Raw genomic sequence first — 21,750 nt, 5'->3', positions numbered from 1 at the left:
ATCGATGTGCTTCAGGCCGGCGGGGGAAACCCCGCCGGCCTTTTTCGTTGCGACAGGCAATTACGCGAAAAAAAAGTCCTGATCGCACCCTCCTTGGGAAAGGCGCATTCTCAGACCGAGCGACGCTAGTCACTCAAGGTGGCGCCATGCCAAAGCGCGAATCAGACACCAACCGATTCCAAGGCCTTTCCCTGGGCGCCTTATACGAGCATGCCAAACTCGAGCGGCCACCCTCTTGGGTCTCGACAGTTCGACACGGGAGCGGGCCAACCTCGCCCGGGACACAGGGCACCTGCTGCTGGCGGTGGCACCGACGCTAGCCAGCGGCGAGCACATCCCCGGCACGCCTGCGCAAGCGATCCTGCAAGGCTCCGAGGACTTTCTTCCGGCGCTACTTACTGCGCATGAGGTCGAGCTACGCCAAGTCCGTCCCGTTGCATCCAGTCCGGTGCGGGCCGTCATTGGGGCCATAACGGGGGGCACCAGAAGCCGGTCCCCGGCCGCACTCGGCTGCTGGCCCTGGCCGCCGATCTTGTGCACAGCAGGACGATGTCGGGACCGATGGACCTCTTGCCTGATCCGAGACTGCCGTCGTATCGAAGACGACGGCCGGCCCGAATCCTAACTCGATGGCAGCACCGGTGTAGTACCCCTGCACGAACAGGTCCCCGACGCCGCTCTTGTCGAGCGGAAATTCGTTCGAAAGCAGCGGCAGGATCGGACGCAGGAGGAACTTGCCGTGCTCCCCGACAAAGGGAATCACCGGCTGGATCTTGAGGAACTGGTTATGCGATCAGACACAGCGGCGAAGGCTTTCCGATGACTCCCTCTCGGCCTAGATCTGTTCGAAGTCCGGCAACGGCCAGGACCGATCGAAGTAGGCCTCGGTCGGCTGGTAGAACCGGAAATACGCGAACCAGTTCCTGCCAGGTACGGTGGGAATCCAGTTCTGCTCGAAGCCGGCCGGTGCCTTCGGCCCGACATGGATGTCCACCGAGCCGTCTACGTTCCTGCGCAGGTCCATGCGCGACGAGCGGTCCGCGATCTTCTGCTCGTTGAGGATGAGTGCGCGCGTGTCGAGGTCGTACAGGGTGACCGACCAGAACAGTTTGATCGGGGCATTGGGCGGAACGCGCAGCCGATACGAGGTGCCGCCATCCAGCCACTTGCCGGCTTTGTCCTTGTACGCGCTCAGGTACGCCGACGACGGACCGGGGCGCTTGGGTGCCATCGCCGGCCCGGCGCCGACGGCCTCGTAGAACCAGGAGGCGCGTTCGTCGAGCAGGTTCCAGTAGGCGGCGGGATTGTCGGCGTCCAACTGCAGTGCGAAGTCCCAGTGCGCATCGGGGCGATATTTCACTCCCGCGAAGCGGCGGTCCGCGGTGTTGGCTTTTGCCATGGCCTCGCCGACCAGCGCGGCGTCGGTCAATATCTTCGTCTGCCGCGCATCCGGCTTGAAGGGCTTGCCCTTTTCCAGGCCGAGCGGCCGCAACATCGCTTGGAAGAAGATGTCGCGCGGCTCGAGCGGCTCACGCTGGATCACCTCATCGAGCCGCTGCCAGTACTCCATGCCGCGCGGCGGCAGACCGCTCCATGCCTTCGTTCCCGAATCCAGGATCTCCATCTTCGGCGGATTGCCGCGTTGCGCATAGGGATACACCTGCAACTGCGCCAGGGCCTGCTTCGCACGCTCCGGATCGGTGTCGGTCAGTCGCACGCCGAGGAAGATGTTGAACGTCGGCGAGTGACGCACGGCGTAGCCGACGACGTCTGCCGGCGCCTTCTGGCCCGGCCCCAGCAGCAGATACTTCGCGGGTGCTTCCGAATCCGGAATGTTGTTCTGCCAGGCGTCTGAAATGCCGCCTTGCACGCCGCTGGCCGGCATCTGCATCACCAACGGCCCAGAGGAGAGATCGGCAAACCCCAGGTAGTACGGCGTCGTTGCGTTGGCGGTCAGGATGCCGCGCCTGGCCTCGTAGGACAGGATCGCGACGATCTGTCCGTTCCCGGCCCCGAGCCCTTGGGTGATGCCGCGCTGCCACGATGCAAACGAGACTGCCGGAAGGGACCAGAGATAGGCCTGGCAGGCGCGTTGGAAATCGCGCTCGTCATAGAGCTTCTCGACGGTGGCGTCGGTCGGATAGCCGTTGGCGAAGTCGTGGGTGAACTCGAGCGGGCCGATGCGGGTCTCGATCGCTTGCGGACCGGTCGTTCGTGGCGCCTGGTCGCGAGCGGAGCTTTGAGGTGCAACAGCGGTCGGCTTGGGCGCGTCGGCTTGTTGTGTACAGGCAACAGTCGAAACCAGCACGACTATGGCAAGAGCCATTAGCTTCATGGCACTTCCTCGATGTCCGGCAGTTTCCAGGTCTTGTCGTACAGCGGCTTCTCTGGACCGTAGAAGCGGGCCAGGACTTCGAATTGTCCGTTCGGCTTCGTCGGAACCCAGTTTGCTTCGCCCACGGCGGGCGCCTTCGGACCGAAGTACACATCGACGGAACCATCCGCGTTCTTCTTCGATCCCGGCGTCTGCGACGAGCGGCTCGACCAAGGAAGATCGCGGATCAGCGCATGCGTCGCGCGGTCGTAAGCGGTGGCCGACCAGTACTGCGTGACCGGTGCATTCGCCGGAACACTCAGGCGATAGGTCTTGCCGCCGTCGAGGAAACGCCCCTGTTTGTCCTTGATGGTCATCAGGTAGTACTGGCCGGCGCCGAAATGCTTCGCGCTGAAGAACGCATAGGCATAGGTGACACCGCGGGGATCGATCGGATAGCTGTCCGGGTCGGCGTAGTTGCTCTGCAGGCCCTTGGACAGTTCCGGCTGCACGGGAACCGCCCATTGCGCGCCCTCGTAATACGGCTGCGAAAACAGCGTCACGTATCGCGCTTCGATCCAGTCATGCGCCTCTTTCGCAGCGGCATCGAAGGTGGCCTGCAACTGCGCATCGGGCGTGAAGGGTATTCCCTTGTGGATGCCGATCGACCGCAATGGATCGATCATGGCCTTGTCGCGCTCCAGGAACGGTTCGGTCTGGATCATGCGATCCAGCGACGTGAAGAAACGCCGGTCGTACGGAATCGTGGCGTCGAAGACGGCATCGATCGCATCGACGAAGGTCGTGCCCGGTGGGTTCGCCGCTTGCGACAGGGGATACAGCTTGATGCGCTTCGCATAGGCCACGGCCTTGGCGACATCCTCTTCGCTGCCGCTTTCTAGGATCGAACGCAATAGCGCGTAGCCCTGATAGTTGCCGGAGGCCAGCGCGATGTAGCCGGCCGGCACCGGGTCTTTGTGGTGCGGCGGCAGGATCAGGTACTTGCCACCCTTGCCCTTGTCCACGCCGGCGGGTCCGACATCTTCCAGCGCCGTTTGCCAGCAATCCATGATCGATCCCGTGATCGATCCTTCATCCGCGGGGGGAATCTCGAGCACGACCGGCCCGACGTCCTTCGTGTTGAAAAAGGGCATCAGGTAGATGGAATCGGGATTGGGAGTGAGGGTCTGGTTCTTCCAGTCGGGAAGGCGTGACCAATAGACGATCTGGTTGTCGCGCCCCCCCACCTTGACCATCGCCTGGTACATGAGGTCGAAATTGACCGCCGGCATCCCCCAGTTGACGGCCTCGACAGCGCGGCGATGTATGGTGCGTTGCGTGATCTGTTCCGGGGCCAGTTCCGGTGCGGCCTTCCTGTCGGATTGCGTGGTCGCAGCAGGCCGGCTGGGTGCGGGCGGCTGAGTTTCCTGCCGTTGGCAAGCTACGCTCCCCAGTGTGAGAGCCAGCGCGAAATAAGAGGTTGCGACCCGCTTCATGACCAGCTCCTCACCAAGCTGCACGAATCGAATCGATGTACGCGCGCCACCGGGGCACGTACCACTGCGGGATGGCGGCCGGCGATGAGGGCGATCAGGATCGCGGCGAAGGCCAGCGATGCCTCGGCGGTAAGAAATGCATGCGGCAGCAGTGAAACGACGCCGACCGCGATGCCGACCGCGATGCCGGTGAGGATCGGTCGGCGCGAAAACGGCGACGATTGCGCGTGCTCGTTTACATGGGTGGGGGCGGCGGACATGACGGGAATACCGGGATGCGGCAGTGGGTAAGGCTGCCATCGGGGAATGCTGGGCGAAGTGAAATCACCGCCTGTTGCCGTCGCTATCGGGAGCGGAGTCCGGCCCCTTGGCGTAGGGCCGAGTGGGGAATCGACCGACCTCTCTGATCGCCAGGTGTCATGGCGTCCGGGTTAGACCAAGGCTTGAATCTTCGAGATCCACACGTCCTATTCGAAGCAGACCGCTCTCATTTCAAATCGGCGGGCGACTGAGAGGGCCTGCGTCGCGCGGATGATATGGCGCTGTGGCTATCGATGGCCGGCCGCATCCCGGCGGCGACCGCGCAGGTAAACTTGAGCCATGTCGATGCCCCATCGCCGCACGCCAGGGACGCAACGGGGGATACTTTGGGGGCGCAACTCCACCCCTGATGAGAAAGGCAAGCATATTCAGCCACCTAAGTCGGTATTTCGGTCCCGACTGCCGTACCACTCGAGGAATCCGCATGACCCGCATCAATCCCCCGGTTTCGCTGATCGGAGCGCCGACCGATGTCGGTGCCGGTCACCGCGGCGCGCGGCTCGGACCGGAGGCGCTGCGCATTGCCGGTCTCGGCGAAGCCCTGGCCAAGCGTGGCGTCGACGTGGCCGATCGCGGCAACCTCGATGGTCCGCGCAACCCGTGGCAAAAGCCGGTCGCGGGCTATCGGCACCTGCCGGAAGTGGTCGAATGGAACCGTTTGGTGATGGAAGCCATCACCGCCGAACTGCGCGAAGGCCGCTTGCCCATCCTGCTGGGCGGCGACCACTGCCTCGGCCTGGGCTCGATCACCGCCGTCGCCCGGCATTGCCGCGAAAGTGGCAAGCAACTGCGCGTGCTGTGGCTCGATGCGCATGCCGACTTCAACACCAGCCAGGTGACGCCTTCCGGTAACGTCCACGGCATGCCGGTGGCCTGCCTGTGCGGTCTCGGACCGCAGGCCTTGACCCATCTGGGGGGAGACGCCCCGGCGATCCGCCCGGACCAGATCCGCCAGATCGGCATCCGCTCGGTCGACGAGGGCGAGAAGCGGCTGGTCAAGGAGTACGGCCTGGACGTCTACGACATGCGCTACATCGACGAGGTCGGCATGAAGGGGGCGATGGAGGAGGCGTTGGAAGGCGTCGACGAGAACACCCACCTGCACGTCAGCTTCGATGTGGACTTCCTCGACCCGAGCATCGCACCGGGCGTCGGCACCACGGTGCCGGGCGGCCCCAACTACCGCGAGGCGCAGCTGGTGATGGAGATGATCGCCGACAGCGGGCGCATGGGCTCGCTCGACATCGTCGAGCTCAATCCGGTGCTCGACAAGCGCAACCGCACCGCCAGGCTGGCGGTGGACCTGGTCGAGAGCCTGTTCGGCAAGTCCACGCTGATGCGTGACTGACAGCACAACTGGCACTGAATCCCGGCTGACATGGCCCGGGCTCGGGCTTGCCCGACTGGCGCGCCCGGCCGGGATCGGCCACCCTTTTGCCCAGGCGGCGACAGGGGGCTCCAGAGCCGGCGCCCCCCTTCGCCAAACCCTTCAATACTTACCGGAGAACCCCATGAAGCGAACCATTGCCCTGCTGCTGCTGGCCCTTGTCACGATCGGCGGCCTGTCCGCCTGCAACACCGTCGAGGGCTTCGGCAAGGACGTGCAGAAGGTCGGCGAGAAGATGGAGAGCGGCGCCAAGAACTGAACCCCAGCCAGCGGGGTGCCTGGCGGTGCACGCCGATTTCACACAGCAGGCGGTGTGATGGCATGGCGGATACGGCCCGTCGGGTCGCGTCCCCGCCACCGTCCAAGGAGACGATCCATGAAGCGTTCGATTGCTTTGATGCTGTTGGTACTGTTCTCGCTGAGCGTCCTCTCCGCCTGCAATACCATGGCCGGCGCAGGAAAGGACGTACAGAAGGCCGGCGAGAAGGTCGAGGATGCAGCGGACAAGGACAACTGACGCGGCCGACAGCCTGATAAAAGAAAAAGCCGGAGTTTCTCCGGCTTTTCTTTTTGTCTTTCCTGCTTGTCGAGCTGCATTGCTTCAACATCAGTGAACTGATTGCGACGATGAAAAAACGCTGAATTGTTCACCCGCGCCGCCGTGCATTCACGCTGATCAAGGCGCGCCTAACATCATGCTGACCTTCCACGAATGCGCGAGACGCAATCATTCCCGGTGCGACATCGATGAGTCGCGCCAGAGAGTGAGGATGTATCAGATGAACAAAGACATGATTGCGGGCAAGTGGCACCAGCTGAAGGGTCAGATGCATGCCAAGTGGGGCGATCTGACGGACGACGACATCGATGTGGCGCAGGGCAATGCCGAATACCTCGCCGGTCGCCTTCAGGAACGCTATGGATGGGAGCGCGAACGCGCAGAGCGCGAAGTGCGCGACTTCGAGAAGAGCCTGCACTGAATCGTCCTTGCCTGCGCAGCGCGCCGGCATGGGGTCGGCAGGGGCCGACCGGGACGCGCTTCGCGGGCGGTAACCGACGGGCCGGTCAATGCGACCGGCCCGTCGCCGTATGCGGTCCGCCCATGCGACGTCAGTAGTCGCCGGGTGGGTCGGCGACGAATCCCTCGGGGAAGGCATGCGGGCGATCGCGCCAGCGATACCGCGGATAGGGGCGCAACACGCCGCGCGCGACGAGCGCATCGTGGTCGTCGTAACGCAGTTCGCTGATCTGGACAGGCGCACGCGATGCCCGTTCGAAGCCGGTGCGCGAGGCCTGCGACCATTCGCGCGCGCCGTGGCCAGTGCCTATCGACTGTGCCGCCGCCTCGGAGTCCGCTGATCGAGACTCCGCCGCAGGGGAGGCCGATTTGGCTGCGTTGCGCTCGCTGCGCGTGCCGTCCTCGCGTCCCATGGATTCGCGAGCGATGGGAACCGGGTACTCGTCGTACCACCGCCGTGCCTCCTCGAACACCGCCACGCCGATCACGCCGACATCGTCGGGGCGTCCGGTGCGTGCGGCGTAACTGTCGGGCAGGTCGGTGAACACGAACTGCGCGACCTCGTCCAGCGACTTGCGCCATCCCTGGATCTCACTGCTCTGCCAGGGGCCGAGCACATAACCGGTCTGCTCGGGATGCGCGGTCTGTCCGGTCACCGCATTGACGCCATCGACCGACAACACGACCAGCACGCGGCGGCCGGTGGTGTTGGTCAGGCGGACCGAGTAGCGATGGCCGGGCGTACCGGCGATCCAGCGCTGGCCTGCATGCCGGACCGGATCGAGCCATTGGCCGGTATCGCGATCGACGACGGCCATCTCGACCAGCGGGCGGGCTTCCAGCGGGACACAGGCCACGGCGGCCAGCGCGGCGAGGAGGACGAAAAGGGTGCGCAACATGACGGCGTCTCCGGAGGGGTCGCCGGGTTGAACGTGCCGGGGCCGGTCGCGGGGTTGGGTACACTGTGAGGCCGTTTTCCCAAGCGTCAGCGTTCGATGAGCCTTACCCGCGTCCTTACCGGCATCACCACCTCGGGCACCCCGCACCTGGGCAACTACGTCGGCGCGATCCGCCCCGCCGTGGCCGCCAGCCACGCGCCCGGCGTGGAGAGTTTCTACTTCCTGGCCGACTACCACGCCCTGATCAAGGTGCAGGACCCGGCGCGCGTGCAGCGCTCCACGCTCGAGATCGCCGCGACCTGGCTGGCCTGCGGACTGGAGCCGGACAAGGTGTGGTTCTATCGGCAGAGCGACATCCCCGAGACCAACGAACTGACGTGGCTGCTGACCTGCGTCGCCGGCAAGGGCATCCTCAACCGCGCCCACGCCTACAAGGCCGCCGTCGACAAGAACCGGATCGACGGCGAGGACGACGACGCCGGCATCACCGCGGGACTTTTCATGTACCCGGTGCTGATGGCGGCCGACATCCTGCTGTTCAACGCCAACCAGGTGCCGGTCGGTCGCGACCAGATCCAGCACATCGAGATGGCGCGCGATTTCGGCCAGCGCTTCAACCATCTGTATGGGGAACACTTCGCGCTGCCCGAGGCGGCGATCGAGGAGAACGTGGCGACCTTGCCCGGCCTGGACGGCCGCAAGATGAGCAAGAGCTACGACAACACGATCCCGCTGTTCGCGCCGCGCGAAACGCTGAAGAAGCTGATCTATTCGATCGTCACCGATTCGCGCGCGCCGGGCGAGACGAAGGATGCCGACAACTCCAACGTGTTCCAGCTCTACCAGGCCTTCGCGTCGAAGCAGGAAACCGAAGCGATGCGCCGCGCGTTTGCCGACGGCATCGCTTGGGGCGAGGCCAAGCAAGCGCTGTTCGAGCGCATCGATGCCGAGATCGCGCCGCAGCGCGAGAAGTACGAAGCGCTGATCGCACGTCCTGCCGATATCGAGGCGGTGTTGCGCGACGGCGCCAAGCGCCTGCGCGAGCGTTACGCCGTCCCGACGCTGCAAGCACTGCGCACGGCGGTTGGCCTGCGCGATCTGTCGCAGGTGACTGCCGGTGGTGCCAGGAAAGCGGCGAAGACTGCGCTGCCGAACTTCAAGCAGTATCGCGAAAGCGACGGGCGCTTCTACTTCAAGCTCGTCGATGGCGATCGCCTGCTGTTGCAGAGCGTCGGTCACGACTCGGCACGCACGGCTGGCCAACTCATCGGTCGCCTGAAGCAGGAAGGCGGCGCGGCGCTGCATCACGCCGGAAACGCGGCGGTGCACCTGGGCGAGGATCTGATCGGCCATCTGCACGAGGGCGTGGAGCTCACCGAGGTGGTGGAGGCACTGGCCCAGTTCGCCGCCGAGGACGCTTGAACCGGCTGGACCTGACGCGGGCCTTCCGGCGCCCCTCCGGTTCATCCGTTGCCTGAATAGCCAGCCGAACCCTTTTTGGCTGAACCGCAAGCCCCGCAGGCGTTGCCGCCTCGCAGCGTATGGTCCCCCTGTGCGGAGGGTCACATGTTCAGGCTCGAGGGAAGGATAGCCTGACGCCCCCTGAAGTCCCCCTGTCCGATGTCCGCCGTACTGTCCCTGCCACTGCCGGATGAAGTCAGCCGCCAGGCCGCGCTCGACGCCTATGCCGTGGTCGACACCGTGCCCGAGCAGGCGTACGACGACATCGTCCGGCTTGCGATGAGCCTGTGCGACGCGCCGGCCGCGGCGATTTCGCTGGTCGATCACGACCGCCAGTGGTTCAAGGCGCAGATCGGCCTGGATGTGCGGCAGACGCCGCGCAGCGAGGCCATCTGCGATCGCGCCATCCGCCAGCCGGGACATGCGCTGGTCATCCACGACCTGGAGGCGCAATCGCTGTATCCGCGGACTTCGATGCGGATCGACGGACAACCGCTGCGCTTCTACGCCGGCGTACCGCTACTGAGTCCCGATGGCCATGCGCTCGGCACCGTGTGCGTCATGGACGTGCGGCCGCGCCGCCTGCGTCAGGGCCAGCGCGAAGGCCTGGAAGTGCTGGCGCGCCAGACCCAGCACCTGCTCGAGCTGCGCCGTTACGCCCTGGAACAGCGTCGGCTGTTGTCGGAACGCGAGGCGTTGGCCAAGCGCCTGGAAGACGCGCGCGCCGACCTGCAACGGCGCAACGACCAGCTCGAACACAGCGCCACGCACGATGCGCTGACCGGCCTGCTCAATCGTGCCGCGCTGTCACAACTGCGCGAGAACCCGGCGGCGATGGCCAAGCTGCAGCACGCGCCCTACACGCTGATGCTGCTCGACGTCGATCACTTCAAGCAGGTCAACGACCGCCATGGGCACCTGCTCGGCGATCGCGCGCTGCGAGCGGTCGCCGATGCCGTGGCCGGGTCGATCCGGCACGACGACGTCGCGGTGCGCTACGGCGGCGAAGAATTCCTGATCCTGTTGCCCGACACCCGCCTGGCCAGCGCGACGCAGGTAGCCGAGCGCATCCGCCAGCACATCGCGCGCGCCGCGTTGCCGTTTCCACTGACCGTGTCGATTGGACTGGCGGCGGGCGAGCCCACCCGCGACTGGTCCGAACGCGTGTTCGATCGCGCCGACCAGGCGCTGTATCGCGCCAAGGCGACCGGTCGCAACCGGATCGTGGCTGACGACACCTGGCGCGGCTGAGCGCGCGTTTGTTCGCGCTGTTGTCGAGCCTCATCGACTCGATGATGCGTAAGCGGCATCGCCGCTCGATCAATCCCAATGGTTGGGCGTACTGCCGCGCTCGGGATGACGCATGCGGATGACGCAGAAGCGCTGGCCGGTCGGCGCTTCCATTACCCACCAGCGTTTGATGAACTCGATCTTCTTCGCGCCCAGTGTCTCCAGGCGCGCCACCTCGGCCTCGATGTCGTCGGCTTCGATGTCCAGGTGCACGCGCGAGGGGTGATCGACCTTCTGCACTTCGATGGCCAGCTCGGCCGGTGTTTCGCCGAAATTCACGTAGGTGCCCGGCTCGTCGCCGGCGTCGGGATCGGCGACTGTCATGCCCAGCGCCCTGCTCCAGAACGAGGCGGCGGCGTCGAGGTCATCGGTCTGGCAATCGATGATGAAACCGGCAAGGCGACTGCGATGTGCCATGAGGGTTCTCCATGGGGCGGGCCATGGGCCCGCCGTTGGGCTTTCGAAGCGTCGCGGACTCTCAGTTCGGCAACGACATGTCGTCCAGCAACGCCTTGAGGAAACGCGCCGCTTCGCCGCCAGTGCAGGCGCGGTGGTCGAACGTCAGCGAGATCGGCATGCGGCGATGCACCTCGATGCCACCGATCACCGCGACCACGTCATGGCTGAGCTTGCCGGCGCCGATGATGGCCACGCAAGGCGGCACCACCACCGGCGTCGCATAGCGGCCGGCGAACATGCCGAAGTTGGACAGCGAGATCGTGTAGCCGCTCAGTTCGCTGGCCGGGATCGAACGGTCCTCGACCTGCGTGCGCAGACGCTGGATCGCGGTGCGGATGCCGGTGCCGTCGAGCATGTCGGCGTTGCGCAGCGCCGGCACGAACAGGCCATCCTCGGTGTCGACCGCGATGCCGATATCGACCTGCGGATGCAGGGTGCGGCTGAGGTTATCGCCGTCGAACCAGGCATTGAGCGCCGGGACGGTCTTGCAGGCGGTGACGATCGCGCGCACCAGGCGCGCGGTGATGTCCTGCTTTCCGATCCAGGCGTGCAGGTCGGCGTCGTCGACCAGCGTGGTCGGCACGACCTTGCTGTGCGCATCGGCCATCACGCGCGCCATGTTGCGGCGCACGCCCTTGAGTTGCTCGGGCTGGCCGCTGGCGCTCACGCCCGGCGGCTGCGTGCGCATCGGCTTGCCGGCTTGCGACAGCGTGCTGCGCGCCGCCGGTGCGGCCGCAGGCGCGGGAGCGGCGCCGGCGCGGTCGGCGGCACGCGCGACCGGCGCGGCGCCGGCCTTGGCCGAACCATCGGCCGCCGCACGCTTGACGTCGTCCATCGTCACCACGCCTTCGCCACCGGTGGCGCGCACGCGGGTGAGGTCGACGCCGAGCTTGCGCGCCAGTGCGCGCACCGCCGGCATCGCCTTGACGCCGCCGACGGCGACCGCCTGCTCGCTGCGCACGGCATCGGAGGTCTGCATCGCACCGACCACGGTGCCGGCGTCATCGCGCTTGTCGGCCTGCGGCTGGGGCGTGCCGGCGGCGCTGATGGTGCCGCCGTCGTCGGAAGCGATGACCTTGTCGCCGTCGCTGGGCACGTGGCTGCCGGCGCCGTGATGGTGGCCGGTGTCCTGGCCTTCGGCGCGCTGCGGCATCGAGGGGTCGACCTCGAACTCGGCCAGCATCTTGCCGGTGACGATCACGTCGCCCGGACCGCCAGCGAGCTTGAGTACCTTGCCCGACACCGGCGACGGCACTTCGACCACGGCCTTGGCGGTCTCCATCGACACCAGGTTGTCGTCCAGCCGGATCGTGTCGCCCACCTTCACGAACCACTCGACGATCGTCGCGTCAGGCAGGCCCTCGCCGAGGTCGGGAAGCAGGAAGGTCTTGGTTTGGCTCATAACGCTTCTCTTGTAGGGCGGGCCATGGCCCGCCGGGTGATGGTGGAAAGCCGGTGTCTGGAATGCGTTTGCAAAGGTGGCAGAAGCGGCGGGCCGAGGCCTGCCCTACGGGTCGTCGACTTCGAGGAATTCCAGCGCACGCGCCGGAATCCAGCCCTGCAGTCCCTTGGAATTCTCGGCCCACCACCACTGCGCAAGCTCGTAGTGCAGGACCAGGATCTCGTCGGAGTCGGCGTCGAGCTCGCGCGTGTCGTAGTCCGAAAGCGCCATGGCAGGGCCATGGTCCGCGTCGAAGATCGCCGCGGGCATCCAGCCGCCGTGGCCCTCGGCAATCGTGGTCCACACGAACTGCGGCCAGTCGCGGTCGCGATCGCCCAGCGTCACCGCCTCGCCACGCGCCACCTGGATCGCCGGGCGATCCGGGGCGCGGTGCGAAACAACGACGCGGGCGCGGCGCATGCCTCAGCCCGCCGCCAGCGTCCGCTTGGCTGCGGCGACGATGCGATCGACGCTGGGCAAGTACTTCATCTCCAGGCGGAACAGCGGGATGTGCGTGTCATAGCCGGTGACGCGTTCGACCGGTGCGAGCAGGTCGTACATCGACTCCTCGGCCAGGCGTGCGGCGACCTCGGCGCCGAAGCCCGCGGTTTTCGGCGCTTCGTGCACGATCACGCAGCGGCCGGTACGGCTGACCGATTCGGCAATCGTGGCGAAGTCGAGCGGGCGCAGCGTGGCGACGTCGATGACTTCGGCGCTGATGCCTTCGCCGGCCAGCTTCTCGGCCGCTTCCAGCGTTTCTTTCACCTGTGCGCCCCAGGTCACGAGGGTCACGTCGGTGCCATCTCGCAGCACGTAGCACACGTCCAGCGGCAGCGCTTCGCCGTCGTCGGGCACCACTTCCTTGTACTGGCGATAGATGCGCTTGGGTTCCATGAAGATCACCGGATCCGGGTCGCGGATCGCGGCGAGCAGCAGGCCGTAGGCGCGCGCCGGCGAGGACGGCATCACCACGCGCAGGCCGGGCACGTTGGTGAAGATCGCCTCGTTGGCCTCGCTGTGGTGTTCCGGCGCGCGGATGCCACCGCCCCACGGCACGCGCAGCACCATCGGGCAGGTCAGGCGGCCGCGCGTACGGTACCGAAAGCGCGCGGCGTGGCAGATGATGTGGTCGACCATCGGATACACGAAGCCGTCGAACTGCGATTCGGCCACCGGCTTCATGCCCTGCGAAGCAAGACCGACGGTGAGGCCGGCGATGGTGGTCTCGTCCAGCGGCGTGTCGAGGACGCGTTCCGGACCGAACTGCTGCTGCAGGCCGGCCGTGGCGCGGAACACGCCGCCGTTGACGCCCACATCCTCGCCGAGCACCAGCACGGTGTCGTCGGCGCGCATCTCGTAGGCGAGCGCCTGGGTGATGGCCTCGATCAGGGTGATCGCGGCCGGCGCGGCGGTGTTCTTGCCGGCGTCGGCCTTGGTTGCGTTCTCGGCGTTCATCGGCGGCCCTCCAGGGCGAGCGCGAACGCGCGTTGCGCCAGCAAGTCCGGCGGCGGATCCGCATAGAGGTAATCGAACATCGCCTCGACCGGCTGCACCGGCGTTTCGAGGTAGGCGTTGATTTCCTCGTCGACGCGCTTGCCGCATTCCTCGGCCCACGCCTTTTCTTCCGCTTCGCTCCACACGCCCTGCGCGGTCAGGTAGTTGCGCAGGCGCATGATCGGCTCGCGCGTCCAGGCGGCTTTCACTTCGTCCTCGTTGCGGTAACGGCGGGCGTCGTCGGCGGTGGTGTGGTCGTGCAGGCGGTAGGTCAGGAATTCGATCACGCTGCCGCCTTCGCCGTTGCGAGCGCGCTCGGAGGCGCGGCGCATGCCTTCGAGCACGGCGATCAGGTCATTGCCGTCGACCTGCAGGCAGTGCAGGCCGCCGGCCAAACCTTTCTGCGCCAGCGTCTTGGCGCCGGTCTGGGCAGAGCGAGGCACCGAGATCGCCCAACCGTTGTTGATCACGCACAACACCAGCGGCAGCTGGTAGGCGCCGGCGGAATTGAGCGCGGCGTAGAAGTCGGTCTTCGATGAGCCGCCGTCGCCGCAGCAGGCTACGGCCAGCTGCGGCAGCTTGCGCAGCTTGAAGTTGAGCGCGGCGCCGGCGGCGTGCAGGCACTGCGTGGAGATCGGAACGCACCAGGAGTAGTCGTGCTTCGGTCCGGAGAAATCGTTGCCGCGTTCGTCGCCGCCCCAGTACAGCAGCACCTCGCGTGGCTTCACGCCGCGCATGAACTGCGCGCCGTACTCGCGGTAGCTGGGTGCGAACACGTCATCGGGCTGCATCGAGCCGCCGATGCCGACGTGGGTGGCCTCGTGGCCGAGGCAACTGGCATAGGTGCCCAGCTTGCCGGTGCGTTGCAGCGCGATGGCCTTGGTGTCGAAGGTGCGCACGAACAGCATCTGCTTGAACAGCGGCAGCAGCGCCTTGGCATCGCGGAAGGCCGGCGGCAGCTCGGCGACCGGCTTGCCGTCGGGGCCGAGGTATTGCAGGTACTCGATTTCGAACGTTGCAGCGACGCTCATCGCGTGGAAATCCTGGCGGTCAGACGAACCGAAGATGATACCCGCGGGGCGTAAATGTCCCGTTGCGCGCTGCGGCAAAGCGGCGGCGTACGGTCAAAAAAAAGAGCGCGGCCGAAGCCGCGCTCTGTCAGGTAGGGGTCTGGAGTTGCCGATCAGGGCACGCCGACGACCCTGTTTGCATAACCGGCCGAGTTGTCGGCGGCCGCGGCATCGGGCGTGGCCGCGGCGGTCGTCGCCCGCAGCGTCAGGAACCGGGTGCTGTCGGGACGCGCTGGAATGCGGATGCTGGCGTCGAAGCCCGCGCTGACACCGCTGGCCAGCGGCCCGTCGAGCCGGCAGGCAGCCTCGAAGCGGACGGCGTCGCCGTTCACCGCGCAGGCCCAGCCGGCAGGTGCATCGATGGCGACGTTCGCCGCCGGCGCGTCGCCGATCAACGTTACGACCGGCTGCCAGGCTGCGTCGGGACCGGCGTTGCGCAGCGTCACCGGGAATGCCTCGACCAGGCCGTAATGCAGCTTCTTGGCCGGACCGGCGAGGGTCACCGCCAGGTCGGCCTGGCCGGTGACGCCGATCGTGGCATTGGCCTGGTTGTTGCCCGGGGCCGGATCCAGCGACTGGGCCTGAGTCGCCACCGCCAGCGTCACGGCGCCATTGACCAGCGCAGGCGGCACGACGGCCTGCACGGTAAACGCCGCCGACGCATCGTGGGCGAGGGTGCTGGCGCTGCAGGCGACCGAGGTCGTGCCGTTGCCGACCTGCGCGGCGTCGCAGGTCCAGCTCGACGGTGCGGCCACGGTCATCGTCGGCAGCTGCGCATCGAGCGCGAAACCGATGCCCGGGTGGTCCGCGGCGTCCGGACCGTGATTGGCCAGCGTCGCGGCGAATTGCAGCGGCTGGTCGATCCGCACCGTGGCGGTGCCGGCCTGCGCGGCGACGGCCAGATCGGCACGTGCACGCGGAGCGAAGTAGGCCACCACCGGGTCGTGGTCGGCCAGTCGCGTCAGCGTGCCGTTGCGGTCGGTCTCGGGGAAGTCGGCGTTGATGCGCGCGTGGTCGATTTCGGCGACGGTGGTGTTGAGCACCAGTTCCTCGTTGACCAGCACGTGGTCGAGCGTCTGCGCGTTGCCGTCGAAGACGAACGAGTAGCGCTCCTGCGGCGGCGCGAGTTCGCCCAGGTTGACCGGGTCGGTTTCGAGCAGATCGACGCCGTCGCCCGGCACCACGGTCTGGTCGTCCGGCGTCGGGGTGCCGCTGACGACGTTCATCGCATCGACCAGGCCGTCGTTGAAGGCGAATGCGTTGAAGTCGCCCAGCACCACCAGGCGCGTCTGCGGCGAAACCTTCTGGCGTTCATCGATCACCGTGGCGAGGTACTCGGCCTGGCGCTGGCGCTTCAGGCGCACGCGCTGGCCGGTGGCATCGTCGAGTTCGGCATCGTTGAGCGAGCGCTGGTGCACCGCCATCACGCTGAGCGGCCAGGCACGGCCGTCGGCGTAGTGCGCCACGGCTTCCAGCAGCAGCGGCGGACGGTCGTTGAGCGTGGCCAGCGTGCCGTCGGGCTGCTGCCACTGCAGGTCCTTGCCGATCTGCGTGACCGCGACCACTTCCATGCGGGCAATGCCCGTCGCCACTTCGGCGTTCTTGACCAGGAAACCGACATCGATGCCGCCGATGTCGTTGCCTTCCTGCAGGTAGGCGACGTACTGCGGATCCGGTTGTCCCGCCGCGAGTGCATCGCTGCCGATGCGCTGAGCGAGCGTCTGCAGCGTCGACAGGTTTTCCATCTCCACCACGGCGACGATGTCCGGCGAGTGCAGGTACTCGCGGATGCCGAGCGAGGCCTTGGCCAGGCGGCGCTCGAACGCGGCCGGCGTCAGCACGGTTTCGCTGACGGCCGGGTCGTTGACGGTGTCGAAGAAGCGTTCGAGGTTGTAGGCGGCGACTGTGACTTCGTCCTCTCGCGGAAGTCGTGCGGCGCGCGGCAACGGCAGCGGCGACAGCGCGATCGGAACCGCCGGGTCGCGCAGCAGCGTGTAGCGGCGGAAGCCGAAGTCGAGCGGGCCGGTGAGGTTATCGATCACCGTGCCGGCGGGCAGGTTGAGCGTGTAGCCCGAGCCGCCGAGCGCATCGCTGTCGACGCTGATCAGCTCGGGGTTGAAGTCCCAGCGCGGGATCGGTGGAGTAACTGCACCGCCCGGAGGCATGTCCGGCGCCTGGATGCCGGGTTCGCGGAACGGCCGCGCCACGCCACTGACGACGCCGTGGAAGTTGCCGTTGCTGGTCGCATTGGCGTTGACCTCCAGGTTACCGCTCTTGGTGCCGCTGGTGGGAGCGGTGACGGTGAAACTGGCCACGGTCACGCGCATGCCTTCGACGCGTTCGAGCTGATCGAGCGCTCCGTTCGGGTCGGGGAAAGTCGCATCCAGCGGAATCGGCGCGGGCAGGGCGTTGCCGGTCGACAACGCGGTCACCGTCGGCGAGCCGCCGATCTCGGTCAGCGGTGCCTGCCCCGGGTCCTGCGGCGGCACGAACTCGACCACCGTGCCGCGCACGCGCACGAGATTGCCAACCGCTGCAGCGGCCGGAGGCGTGCCACCGGTGAAGACGAACACCGCTTCGGAGGTCGCCGGGTCGGCATCGGCTTGCGTGTCGCTGGCCTGCAGGAAGAAGCCGCTGCTCTTGCGCCCGGTGACGATGCCGGTGGTGGTGACGAACTCGTTCGCGTACGGCGAGGCCGCTGCGTTGCCCTGGATGTCGTGGATGGCGGTGACCACGAAGTCGTCGTTGACGATCGTGCCCAAGCCCAGCGCATCGGCCACGGTCGCACCGGTGGCGTCGCCGAGCTGAAGCGTCAGCGTCTCGTCGCCTTCGGGCACGGTGTCGCCACGCACGATGACGAACACGTCGGCCTGGCTCTGGCCTGGCGCGACCCGCGCGGTCATGTCGAGCGCGTCGAAGTCGCCACCGGCTACCGAGGCGGTGCCATCGGCCGTGGTCACGCGCACGCTGACGCCATCGGGACCGGCCGCGCGCGACAGGCTCAGCGTGAAGTGCAGCGAAGTGGTGCCGCCGTCGCCTTCCGAGACGCTGGCGTCGTCGACGGACAACACCGGCAGGCCGCCGCCGGCGCCTCGTGCCGTCAACTGGACGTCGTCGACGGCCAGACCGTCGTCGGCGCCGCTGGCATCCAGGTCGGTCCAGCGGATCCACACGGTGGCGCCGGCCGGAATCGACAGCTGGCCGATGTTCGCGGCCAGCGCGGCGCGGTTTCCGGCTGCGTTGCCATCGAGTGCCCCAGTGACGGCGCGCGGCGTGGACGCGAAATCGAGCGCGTCGGCGTCGATCCAGGTGCCGGACACCAGGCTGATTGCGTCGAGGCTGTACTGGAAGTCGAGCCGGTCGCTGCGCGAAATGGTGCCGGTGCGCCATTGCTCGCCGTTGTAGGCGATGTCCAGCGCGGTGACGGGCGCGCCGGTGTTGTTGGTGTAGCAGGCGCCGAAGATCGGGATCAGCGAACCGCTGCGTAGTCCGCCGAGGGCGCGCTCGCCGCTGCCGCTGCTGCCGTAGCTGATCGTGTCGCCGGTATTGCCGCTGCCGGTGTCGGCGGCGTAGAGCTCGTTGTCGCGGGCGCCGCCGCCGCTTTCGGTCAGCTGCCAGCCCGTCAGGGCCAGCGCGTTGGCGGTGCCGCTGGTGGCCAGCGTGTCGAAGTTCTCGACGGCGGCGACATCCACGGCGTTGAGACTGATGCAGGCCTGCGCATGCGCGGCCTCCGTTGCGAGCAGTGTTGCGGGCAACAGCACGGCGACCAACGCCGCGCGACGCAGGACTGGCTTCATGGCTTTCCTTTCCCCTGAAGATCGCGCGGGACGGACGTCGGGCGCGGGCAAGATGGTGCCGCAATCCTGCCCGCCGCGCATGACATCCGGGTGACGCCCCGGGGGCTGGGGCCGGCCCGATGCGTTAATCTTTGTGCCCCGCCGCAATGCCCGCCCGCGCCTTCGCGCAAGACCGATGACCGTCGAGAAGAACGAGCGCGAGCTCGAAACCGGTATCCACACCGACCTGACCGGCCGGATGACCTATTCCGGATACCTGCAGCTGGACACGCTGCTGTCCGCGCAACAGCGCCTGTCGAACCCGCCGCACCACGACGAGATGCTGTTCATCGTTCAGCACCAGGTTTCCGAGCTGTGGATGAAGCTGATGATCCACGAGCTCAAGGCGGCGGTCGTGCACCTGCGCGAGGACCGCCTCGGCGAGTGCCAGAAGATCTTCGCGCGCTGCAAGAACATCCTGCGCCAGCTCACCGAGATGTGGTCCGTGCTGGAGACGCTGACGCCGTCGGAATACATGGAGTTCCGCGAGATCCTCGGGCCGTCCTCGGGTTTCCAGTCGCTGCAGTACCGCACCATCGAGTTCCTGCTGGGCAACAAGAACGCGGCGATGCTCAAGGTGTTCTCGCACGATGCGGCCGCCGAGGCGAGCCTGCGCGAAGTGCTGGAAGCGCCCGGCCTGTACGACGAGGTGCTGCGCTACCTGGCCCGTCACGGCCACGCGGTGCCGGCGCAGCACGTCCAGCGCGACTGGTCGCAGGCGCACGTGTCCGACCCGGCGCTGCTGCCGGTGTTCGGCCGCATCTACGAGGACACCGATGCGCACTGGGAGGCCTACCACCTGTGCGAGGACCTGGTCGACCTGGAAAGCCAGTTCCAGCTGTGGCGCTTCCGCCACATGCGCACGGTGATGCGCATCATCGGCTTCAAGCGCGGCACCGGCGGCTCCAGCGGCGTGGGCTTCCTCAAGCAGGCACTGGAACTGACCTTCTTCCCGGAGCTGTTCGAGGTGCGCACCAGCATCGGCACCGGCGGCGACTACGGCGCCACGCCGGGGTGATGCCATGACGGCGCGCGTGCACGACTGTGTCGGCGCGTTCGTCGTGAAGGAGGGCCGGGTGCTGCTCGGCCAACGTAGCGACGATTGCGACTGGCTGGCGGGCGCGTGGGACGTGTTCGGCGGCCATGTCGAAGCGGGCGAGAGCGCCGAACAGGCGCTGCTGCGCGAGCTGGACGAGGAGCTGGGCATCGTCGCCACGCAGCTGCAGTACATGGACTGCATCGATGGCGAGGCGCCGGAGCCGTGGCGATTGCGCTTGTATCGGGTGACCCGATGGCAAGGCGAGCCCGAAGCTCGCCAGGAGCATGCGCAACTGCGCTGGTGTTCGCTGGAAGAGGCGCAGCAGCGGCTGGCAGGCGCGCATGCCCGTTTCCCTGAGTTGTTGGGCCGAGCGTTGGCAGCCGCGGGCACGCGCACCTGAACAGGGAGGCCGGCGCCCGACCCGGCAAATGCTGCGACGCAGCAACATGGATCGGCCTTCACACAAGTTTGACGTGACGGTGATCACCCGGTAAATCTCCCGGGTCCCGTGCCGCAGGCGTGGGCTTTCCATTCAGTATTCGAACCACCAGGGGACACCGCATGAGCGGAACCGCGACACCTATGCACGGCCAGCCCGCGCCGATTCCGGAATTCAAGCAGGTCATGGGGCATCCCAAGCCGCTTTGGATGCTCTTCATGACGGAGTTCTGGGAGCGCTTCGCGTTCTACGGCATCCGCTGGGCACTGGCCCTGTACATCGTCGCGCAGTTCTATGACGGTTCCGGCACGGGCGAGCAGCCCGCCAACAAGTTGTACGGCGCGTACCTGGCGCTGGTCTACGCCGCGGCGATCTTCGGCGGCTATGTGGCCGACCGGGTCCTGGGGTACCAACGCTCGATCCTGCTGGGCGCGGTGATCATGGCGGTGGGCCTGTTCCTGATCGCCATGCCCGACCAGACGATGTTCAAGCTGGGCCTGTCCACGGTGATCGCGGGCAACGGCCTGTTCAAGCCGAACATCTCGACGATGGTGGGCAAGCTTTATCCGGTAGGCGACGAGCGCCGCGACTCGGGCTTCACCATCTTCTACATGGGCATCAACCTCGGCGCGATGGTCGCGCCGCTGCTCACCGGCTGGCTGGCCGAACAGGTGTTCGGAACGCCGGAAATGCCGTCCTACAAGGTGGTGTTCATGACCGCCGGCGTCGGCATGCTGATCAGCCTGGTGTGGTTCTGGTTCGGCCGTCGCGAGCTCGGAGGCATCGGTCGTCCCAACGTGGGCGGCGAGCATAAGGGCCGCGTGCTGGCCACGCTGATCGGCGCGCTGGCTGCGATCCCGGCGATCTTCTACCTGCTGACCATCGACGCCGAGACGCTTAACTGGTGGGTGCTGACCCCGATGTTCATCGCCCTGTGTGTGCTGATCCTGGTGGAAGGCGTCCGCGAAGGCGCCGTCCAGCGCGACCGCGCGATCGCGATGCTGATCATCTTCGTGTTCAACATCCTTTTCTGGATGTTCTTCGAACAGGCGGGCAGCTCGTTCAACTTCCTCGCCGACAAGATCGTCGACCGCACCTTCGGCGACTGGACGTTCCCGGTCGCGTGGTTCCAGTCCGTGAACTCGGTGGCGATCATCGCCTTCGCGCCGATCCTGGCGTGGCTGTGGGTCCGCCTTGGCAAGGCGAATCCGTCGATCCCGCGCAAGTTCGGCCTGGGCCTGATCTTCAACGGCCTGGCCTTCCTGCTGCTGATGTTCGCGCTGACCAGCCTGCTCGGCGCCGACAGCAAGATCCCGTTCTGGACCCTCTTCATGGTCTACGTGATCCAGTCGATCGGCGAGCTGTGCCTGTCCCCGATCGGTCTGTCGATGGTGACCAAGCTCGCGCCGCTGCGCCTGGTCGGTTTCGGCATGGGTGGCTGGTTCCTGTCGACCGGCATCGGCAACAACCTGTCGGGCATCTTTGCCGGCTACGTCAGCGGCGAAACCGGCATGACCGCGGCCTCAGCGCTCGACGGTTACACCTTCGGATTCTGGCTGCTGCTCGGCGCCGGCGTGCTGTTGTTCCTGATCGCCCCGCTGATCCAGAAACTGATGCATGGCGTGAAGTAACGTTTCGGCCCGCTCGCGCACGAGCGCGAGCGACTTTGCCGATGCGTCATCCCCGCGAAGGCGGGGATCCATCTCGCAGCCCCTTGGCCCCGTTGGAGCCAGGGCAAAGGCAAAAATGGATTTCCGGCTTTCGCTGGAATGACGAACAAAAACGG

The 21,750-nt window shown here is 66.7% G+C and carries 19 protein-coding genes; 9 read left to right on the top strand and 10 right to left on the bottom strand.

Going from position 1 to position 21,750, the window contains the following annotated elements; translation table 11 throughout:
* Positions 1-835: 835 nt before the first annotated feature.
* From J2X06_RS12475 to J2X06_RS12465, 3 genes are read right to left on the bottom strand one after another with little or no spacing between them, the layout of a single operon-like run.
* The gene (locus tag J2X06_RS12475; RefSeq protein WP_310062896.1) at positions 836-2,335 is read right to left on the bottom strand and encodes a DUF1254 domain-containing protein; all 1,500 of its coding nucleotides are present in this window, start codon (positions 2,333-2,335) and stop codon (positions 836-838) included.
* Positions 2,332-3,810, bottom strand: coding sequence for a DUF1254 domain-containing protein (locus J2X06_RS12470; RefSeq protein ID WP_310062895.1), 1,479 nt, complete (start codon positions 3,808-3,810; stop codon positions 2,332-2,334). The genes J2X06_RS12475 and J2X06_RS12470 overlap by 4 nt, the downstream gene beginning before the upstream one ends.
* Complete coding sequence (locus J2X06_RS12465; protein ID WP_310062893.1) at positions 3,807-4,070, bottom strand: hypothetical protein; 264 nt, start codon at positions 4,068-4,070, stop codon at positions 3,807-3,809. The genes J2X06_RS12470 and J2X06_RS12465 overlap by 4 nt, the downstream gene beginning before the upstream one ends.
* Before the next feature lie 485 nt (positions 4,071-4,555).
* On the opposite strand from J2X06_RS12465, the gene rocF reads away from it, so the two are divergent.
* The 4 genes from rocF (at position 4,556) to J2X06_RS12445 (ending at position 6,498) form a co-directional block, all read left to right on the top strand.
* Positions 4,556-5,479 (top strand): arginase, encoded by a 924-nt coding sequence (gene rocF, locus J2X06_RS12460; protein WP_310062892.1) that lies wholly within the window; start codon positions 4,556-4,558, stop codon positions 5,477-5,479.
* Between the two features lie 163 nt (positions 5,480-5,642).
* Complete coding sequence (locus tag J2X06_RS12455) at positions 5,643-5,777, top strand: entericidin A/B family lipoprotein (protein ID WP_310062891.1); 135 nt, start codon at positions 5,643-5,645, stop codon at positions 5,775-5,777.
* A gap of 117 nt (positions 5,778-5,894) precedes the next feature.
* On the top strand, positions 5,895-6,035 hold the full coding sequence (locus J2X06_RS12450) for an entericidin A/B family lipoprotein (protein ID WP_310062890.1): 141 nt from the start codon (positions 5,895-5,897) through the stop codon (positions 6,033-6,035).
* A 262-nt stretch (positions 6,036-6,297) separates the two neighbouring features.
* A complete protein-coding gene (locus tag J2X06_RS12445; RefSeq protein ID WP_310062889.1) occupies positions 6,298-6,498 on the top strand; it encodes a CsbD family protein in 201 nt (66 codons plus the stop codon).
* 130 nt (positions 6,499-6,628) lie between these two features.
* Here J2X06_RS12445 and J2X06_RS12440 read toward each other — a convergent pair whose 3' ends face one another.
* On the bottom strand, positions 6,629-7,435 hold the full coding sequence (locus J2X06_RS12440; RefSeq protein ID WP_310062887.1) for a hypothetical protein: 807 nt from the start codon (positions 7,433-7,435) through the stop codon (positions 6,629-6,631).
* A gap of 96 nt (positions 7,436-7,531) precedes the next feature.
* On the opposite strand from J2X06_RS12440, the gene J2X06_RS12435 reads away from it, so the two are divergent.
* Positions 7,532-8,857, top strand: a complete 1,326-nt coding sequence (locus tag J2X06_RS12435) for a tryptophan--tRNA ligase (RefSeq protein ID WP_310062885.1) — start codon at positions 7,532-7,534, stop codon at positions 8,855-8,857.
* Between the two features lie 198 nt (positions 8,858-9,055).
* The gene (locus J2X06_RS12430) at positions 9,056-10,147 is read left to right on the top strand and encodes a GGDEF domain-containing protein (RefSeq protein ID WP_310062884.1); all 1,092 of its coding nucleotides are present in this window, start codon (positions 9,056-9,058) and stop codon (positions 10,145-10,147) included.
* A 69-nt stretch (positions 10,148-10,216) separates the two neighbouring features.
* Here J2X06_RS12430 and J2X06_RS12425 read toward each other — a convergent pair whose 3' ends face one another.
* The 6 genes from J2X06_RS12425 to J2X06_RS12400 all read right to left on the bottom strand — a co-directional run bounded on the left by J2X06_RS12425 (position 10,217) and on the right by J2X06_RS12400 (position 18,447).
* Positions 10,217-10,603, bottom strand: a complete 387-nt coding sequence (locus J2X06_RS12425; RefSeq protein ID WP_310062883.1) for a VOC family protein — start codon at positions 10,601-10,603, stop codon at positions 10,217-10,219.
* Between the two features lie 61 nt (positions 10,604-10,664).
* The gene (locus J2X06_RS12420) at positions 10,665-12,047 is read right to left on the bottom strand and encodes a dihydrolipoamide acetyltransferase family protein (protein WP_310062881.1); all 1,383 of its coding nucleotides are present in this window, start codon (positions 12,045-12,047) and stop codon (positions 10,665-10,667) included.
* Positions 12,048-12,152: 105 nt separating this feature from the next.
* Positions 12,153-12,506 carry a peptide-binding protein gene (locus J2X06_RS12415; RefSeq protein WP_310062878.1) on the bottom strand — a complete coding sequence of 118 codons (354 nt, stop codon included), beginning with the start codon at positions 12,504-12,506 and terminating at the stop codon, positions 12,153-12,155.
* A 3-nt stretch (positions 12,507-12,509) separates the two neighbouring features.
* Positions 12,510-13,541: an alpha-ketoacid dehydrogenase subunit beta gene (locus J2X06_RS12410; protein ID WP_310062877.1), complete on the bottom strand. Its 1,032-nt coding sequence runs from the start codon at positions 13,539-13,541 to the stop codon at positions 12,510-12,512.
* Positions 13,538-14,611, bottom strand: a complete 1,074-nt coding sequence (gene pdhA / locus J2X06_RS12405) for a pyruvate dehydrogenase (acetyl-transferring) E1 component subunit alpha (RefSeq protein WP_310062875.1) — start codon at positions 14,609-14,611, stop codon at positions 13,538-13,540. Before pdhA ends, J2X06_RS12410 begins: the two co-directional genes overlap by 4 nt.
* Positions 14,612-14,763: 152 nt before the next feature.
* Positions 14,764-18,447, bottom strand: coding sequence for a Calx-beta domain-containing protein (locus J2X06_RS12400; RefSeq protein ID WP_310062873.1), 3,684 nt, complete (start codon positions 18,445-18,447; stop codon positions 14,764-14,766).
* Positions 18,448-18,622: 175 nt separating this feature from the next.
* On the opposite strand from J2X06_RS12400, the gene J2X06_RS12395 reads away from it, so the two are divergent.
* The 3 genes from J2X06_RS12395 to J2X06_RS12385 all read left to right on the top strand — a co-directional run bounded on the left by J2X06_RS12395 (position 18,623) and on the right by J2X06_RS12385 (position 21,595).
* The gene (locus J2X06_RS12395) at positions 18,623-19,504 is read left to right on the top strand and encodes a tryptophan 2,3-dioxygenase (protein ID WP_310062871.1); all 882 of its coding nucleotides are present in this window, start codon (positions 18,623-18,625) and stop codon (positions 19,502-19,504) included.
* Between the two features lie 4 nt (positions 19,505-19,508).
* Positions 19,509-19,925, top strand: coding sequence for an NUDIX domain-containing protein (locus tag J2X06_RS12390; RefSeq protein WP_310062869.1), 417 nt, complete (start codon positions 19,509-19,511; stop codon positions 19,923-19,925).
* Between the two features lie 161 nt (positions 19,926-20,086).
* Positions 20,087-21,595, top strand: coding sequence for a peptide MFS transporter (locus tag J2X06_RS12385; protein ID WP_310062867.1), 1,509 nt, complete (start codon positions 20,087-20,089; stop codon positions 21,593-21,595).
* The last annotated feature ends 155 nt before the right edge of the window (positions 21,596-21,750 follow it).

Origin of the sequence: Lysobacter niastensis, from assembly GCF_031457115.1 — a bacterium.
GTDB lineage: Bacteria > Pseudomonadota > Gammaproteobacteria > Xanthomonadales > Xanthomonadaceae > Lysobacter_J > Lysobacter_J niastensis_A.
Note: the sequence above shows the minus strand (reverse complement) of the source record. Positions and strands in the feature narration are given on the sequence as shown.

Bases quoted from the DNA above. Each gene is read 5' to 3' on its own strand.
- J2X06_RS12470 (WP_310062895.1), bottom strand. From the start codon at position 3,810: ATGAAGCGGGTCGCAACCTCTTATTTCGCGCTGGCTCTCACACTGGGG.
- J2X06_RS12450 (WP_310062890.1), top strand. From the start codon at position 5,895: ATGAAGCGTTCGATTGCTTTGATGCTGTTGGTACTGTTCTCGCTGAGC.
- J2X06_RS12420 (WP_310062881.1), bottom strand. From the start codon at position 12,047: ATGAGCCAAACCAAGACCTTCCTGCTTCCCGACCTCGGCGAGGGCCTG.
- J2X06_RS12465 (WP_310062893.1), bottom strand. From the start codon at position 4,070: ATGTCCGCCGCCCCCACCCATGTAAACGAGCACGCGCAATCGTCGCCG.
- J2X06_RS12410 (WP_310062877.1), bottom strand. From the start codon at position 13,541: ATGAACGCCGAGAACGCAACCAAGGCCGACGCCGGCAAGAACACCGCC.
- rocF (WP_310062892.1), top strand. From the start codon at position 4,556: ATGACCCGCATCAATCCCCCGGTTTCGCTGATCGGAGCGCCGACCGAT.
- J2X06_RS12395 (WP_310062871.1), top strand. From the start codon at position 18,623: ATGACCGTCGAGAAGAACGAGCGCGAGCTCGAAACCGGTATCCACACC.
- J2X06_RS12430 (WP_310062884.1), top strand. From the start codon at position 9,056: ATGTCCGCCGTACTGTCCCTGCCACTGCCGGATGAAGTCAGCCGCCAG.
- J2X06_RS12475 (WP_310062896.1), bottom strand. From the start codon at position 2,335: ATGAAGCTAATGGCTCTTGCCATAGTCGTGCTGGTTTCGACTGTTGCC.
- J2X06_RS12455 (WP_310062891.1), top strand. From the start codon at position 5,643: ATGAAGCGAACCATTGCCCTGCTGCTGCTGGCCCTTGTCACGATCGGC.
- pdhA (WP_310062875.1), bottom strand. From the start codon at position 14,611: ATGAGCGTCGCTGCAACGTTCGAAATCGAGTACCTGCAATACCTCGGC.
- J2X06_RS12435 (WP_310062885.1), top strand. From the start codon at position 7,532: ATGAGCCTTACCCGCGTCCTTACCGGCATCACCACCTCGGGCACCCCG.
- J2X06_RS12400 (WP_310062873.1), bottom strand. From the start codon at position 18,447: ATGAAGCCAGTCCTGCGTCGCGCGGCGTTGGTCGCCGTGCTGTTGCCC.
- J2X06_RS12390 (WP_310062869.1), top strand. From the start codon at position 19,509: ATGACGGCGCGCGTGCACGACTGTGTCGGCGCGTTCGTCGTGAAGGAG.
- J2X06_RS12445 (WP_310062889.1), top strand. From the start codon at position 6,298: ATGAACAAAGACATGATTGCGGGCAAGTGGCACCAGCTGAAGGGTCAG.
- J2X06_RS12415 (WP_310062878.1), bottom strand. From the start codon at position 12,506: ATGCGCCGCGCCCGCGTCGTTGTTTCGCACCGCGCCCCGGATCGCCCG.
- J2X06_RS12425 (WP_310062883.1), bottom strand. From the start codon at position 10,603: ATGGCACATCGCAGTCGCCTTGCCGGTTTCATCATCGATTGCCAGACC.
- J2X06_RS12440 (WP_310062887.1), bottom strand. From the start codon at position 7,435: ATGTTGCGCACCCTTTTCGTCCTCCTCGCCGCGCTGGCCGCCGTGGCC.
- J2X06_RS12385 (WP_310062867.1), top strand. From the start codon at position 20,087: ATGAGCGGAACCGCGACACCTATGCACGGCCAGCCCGCGCCGATTCCG.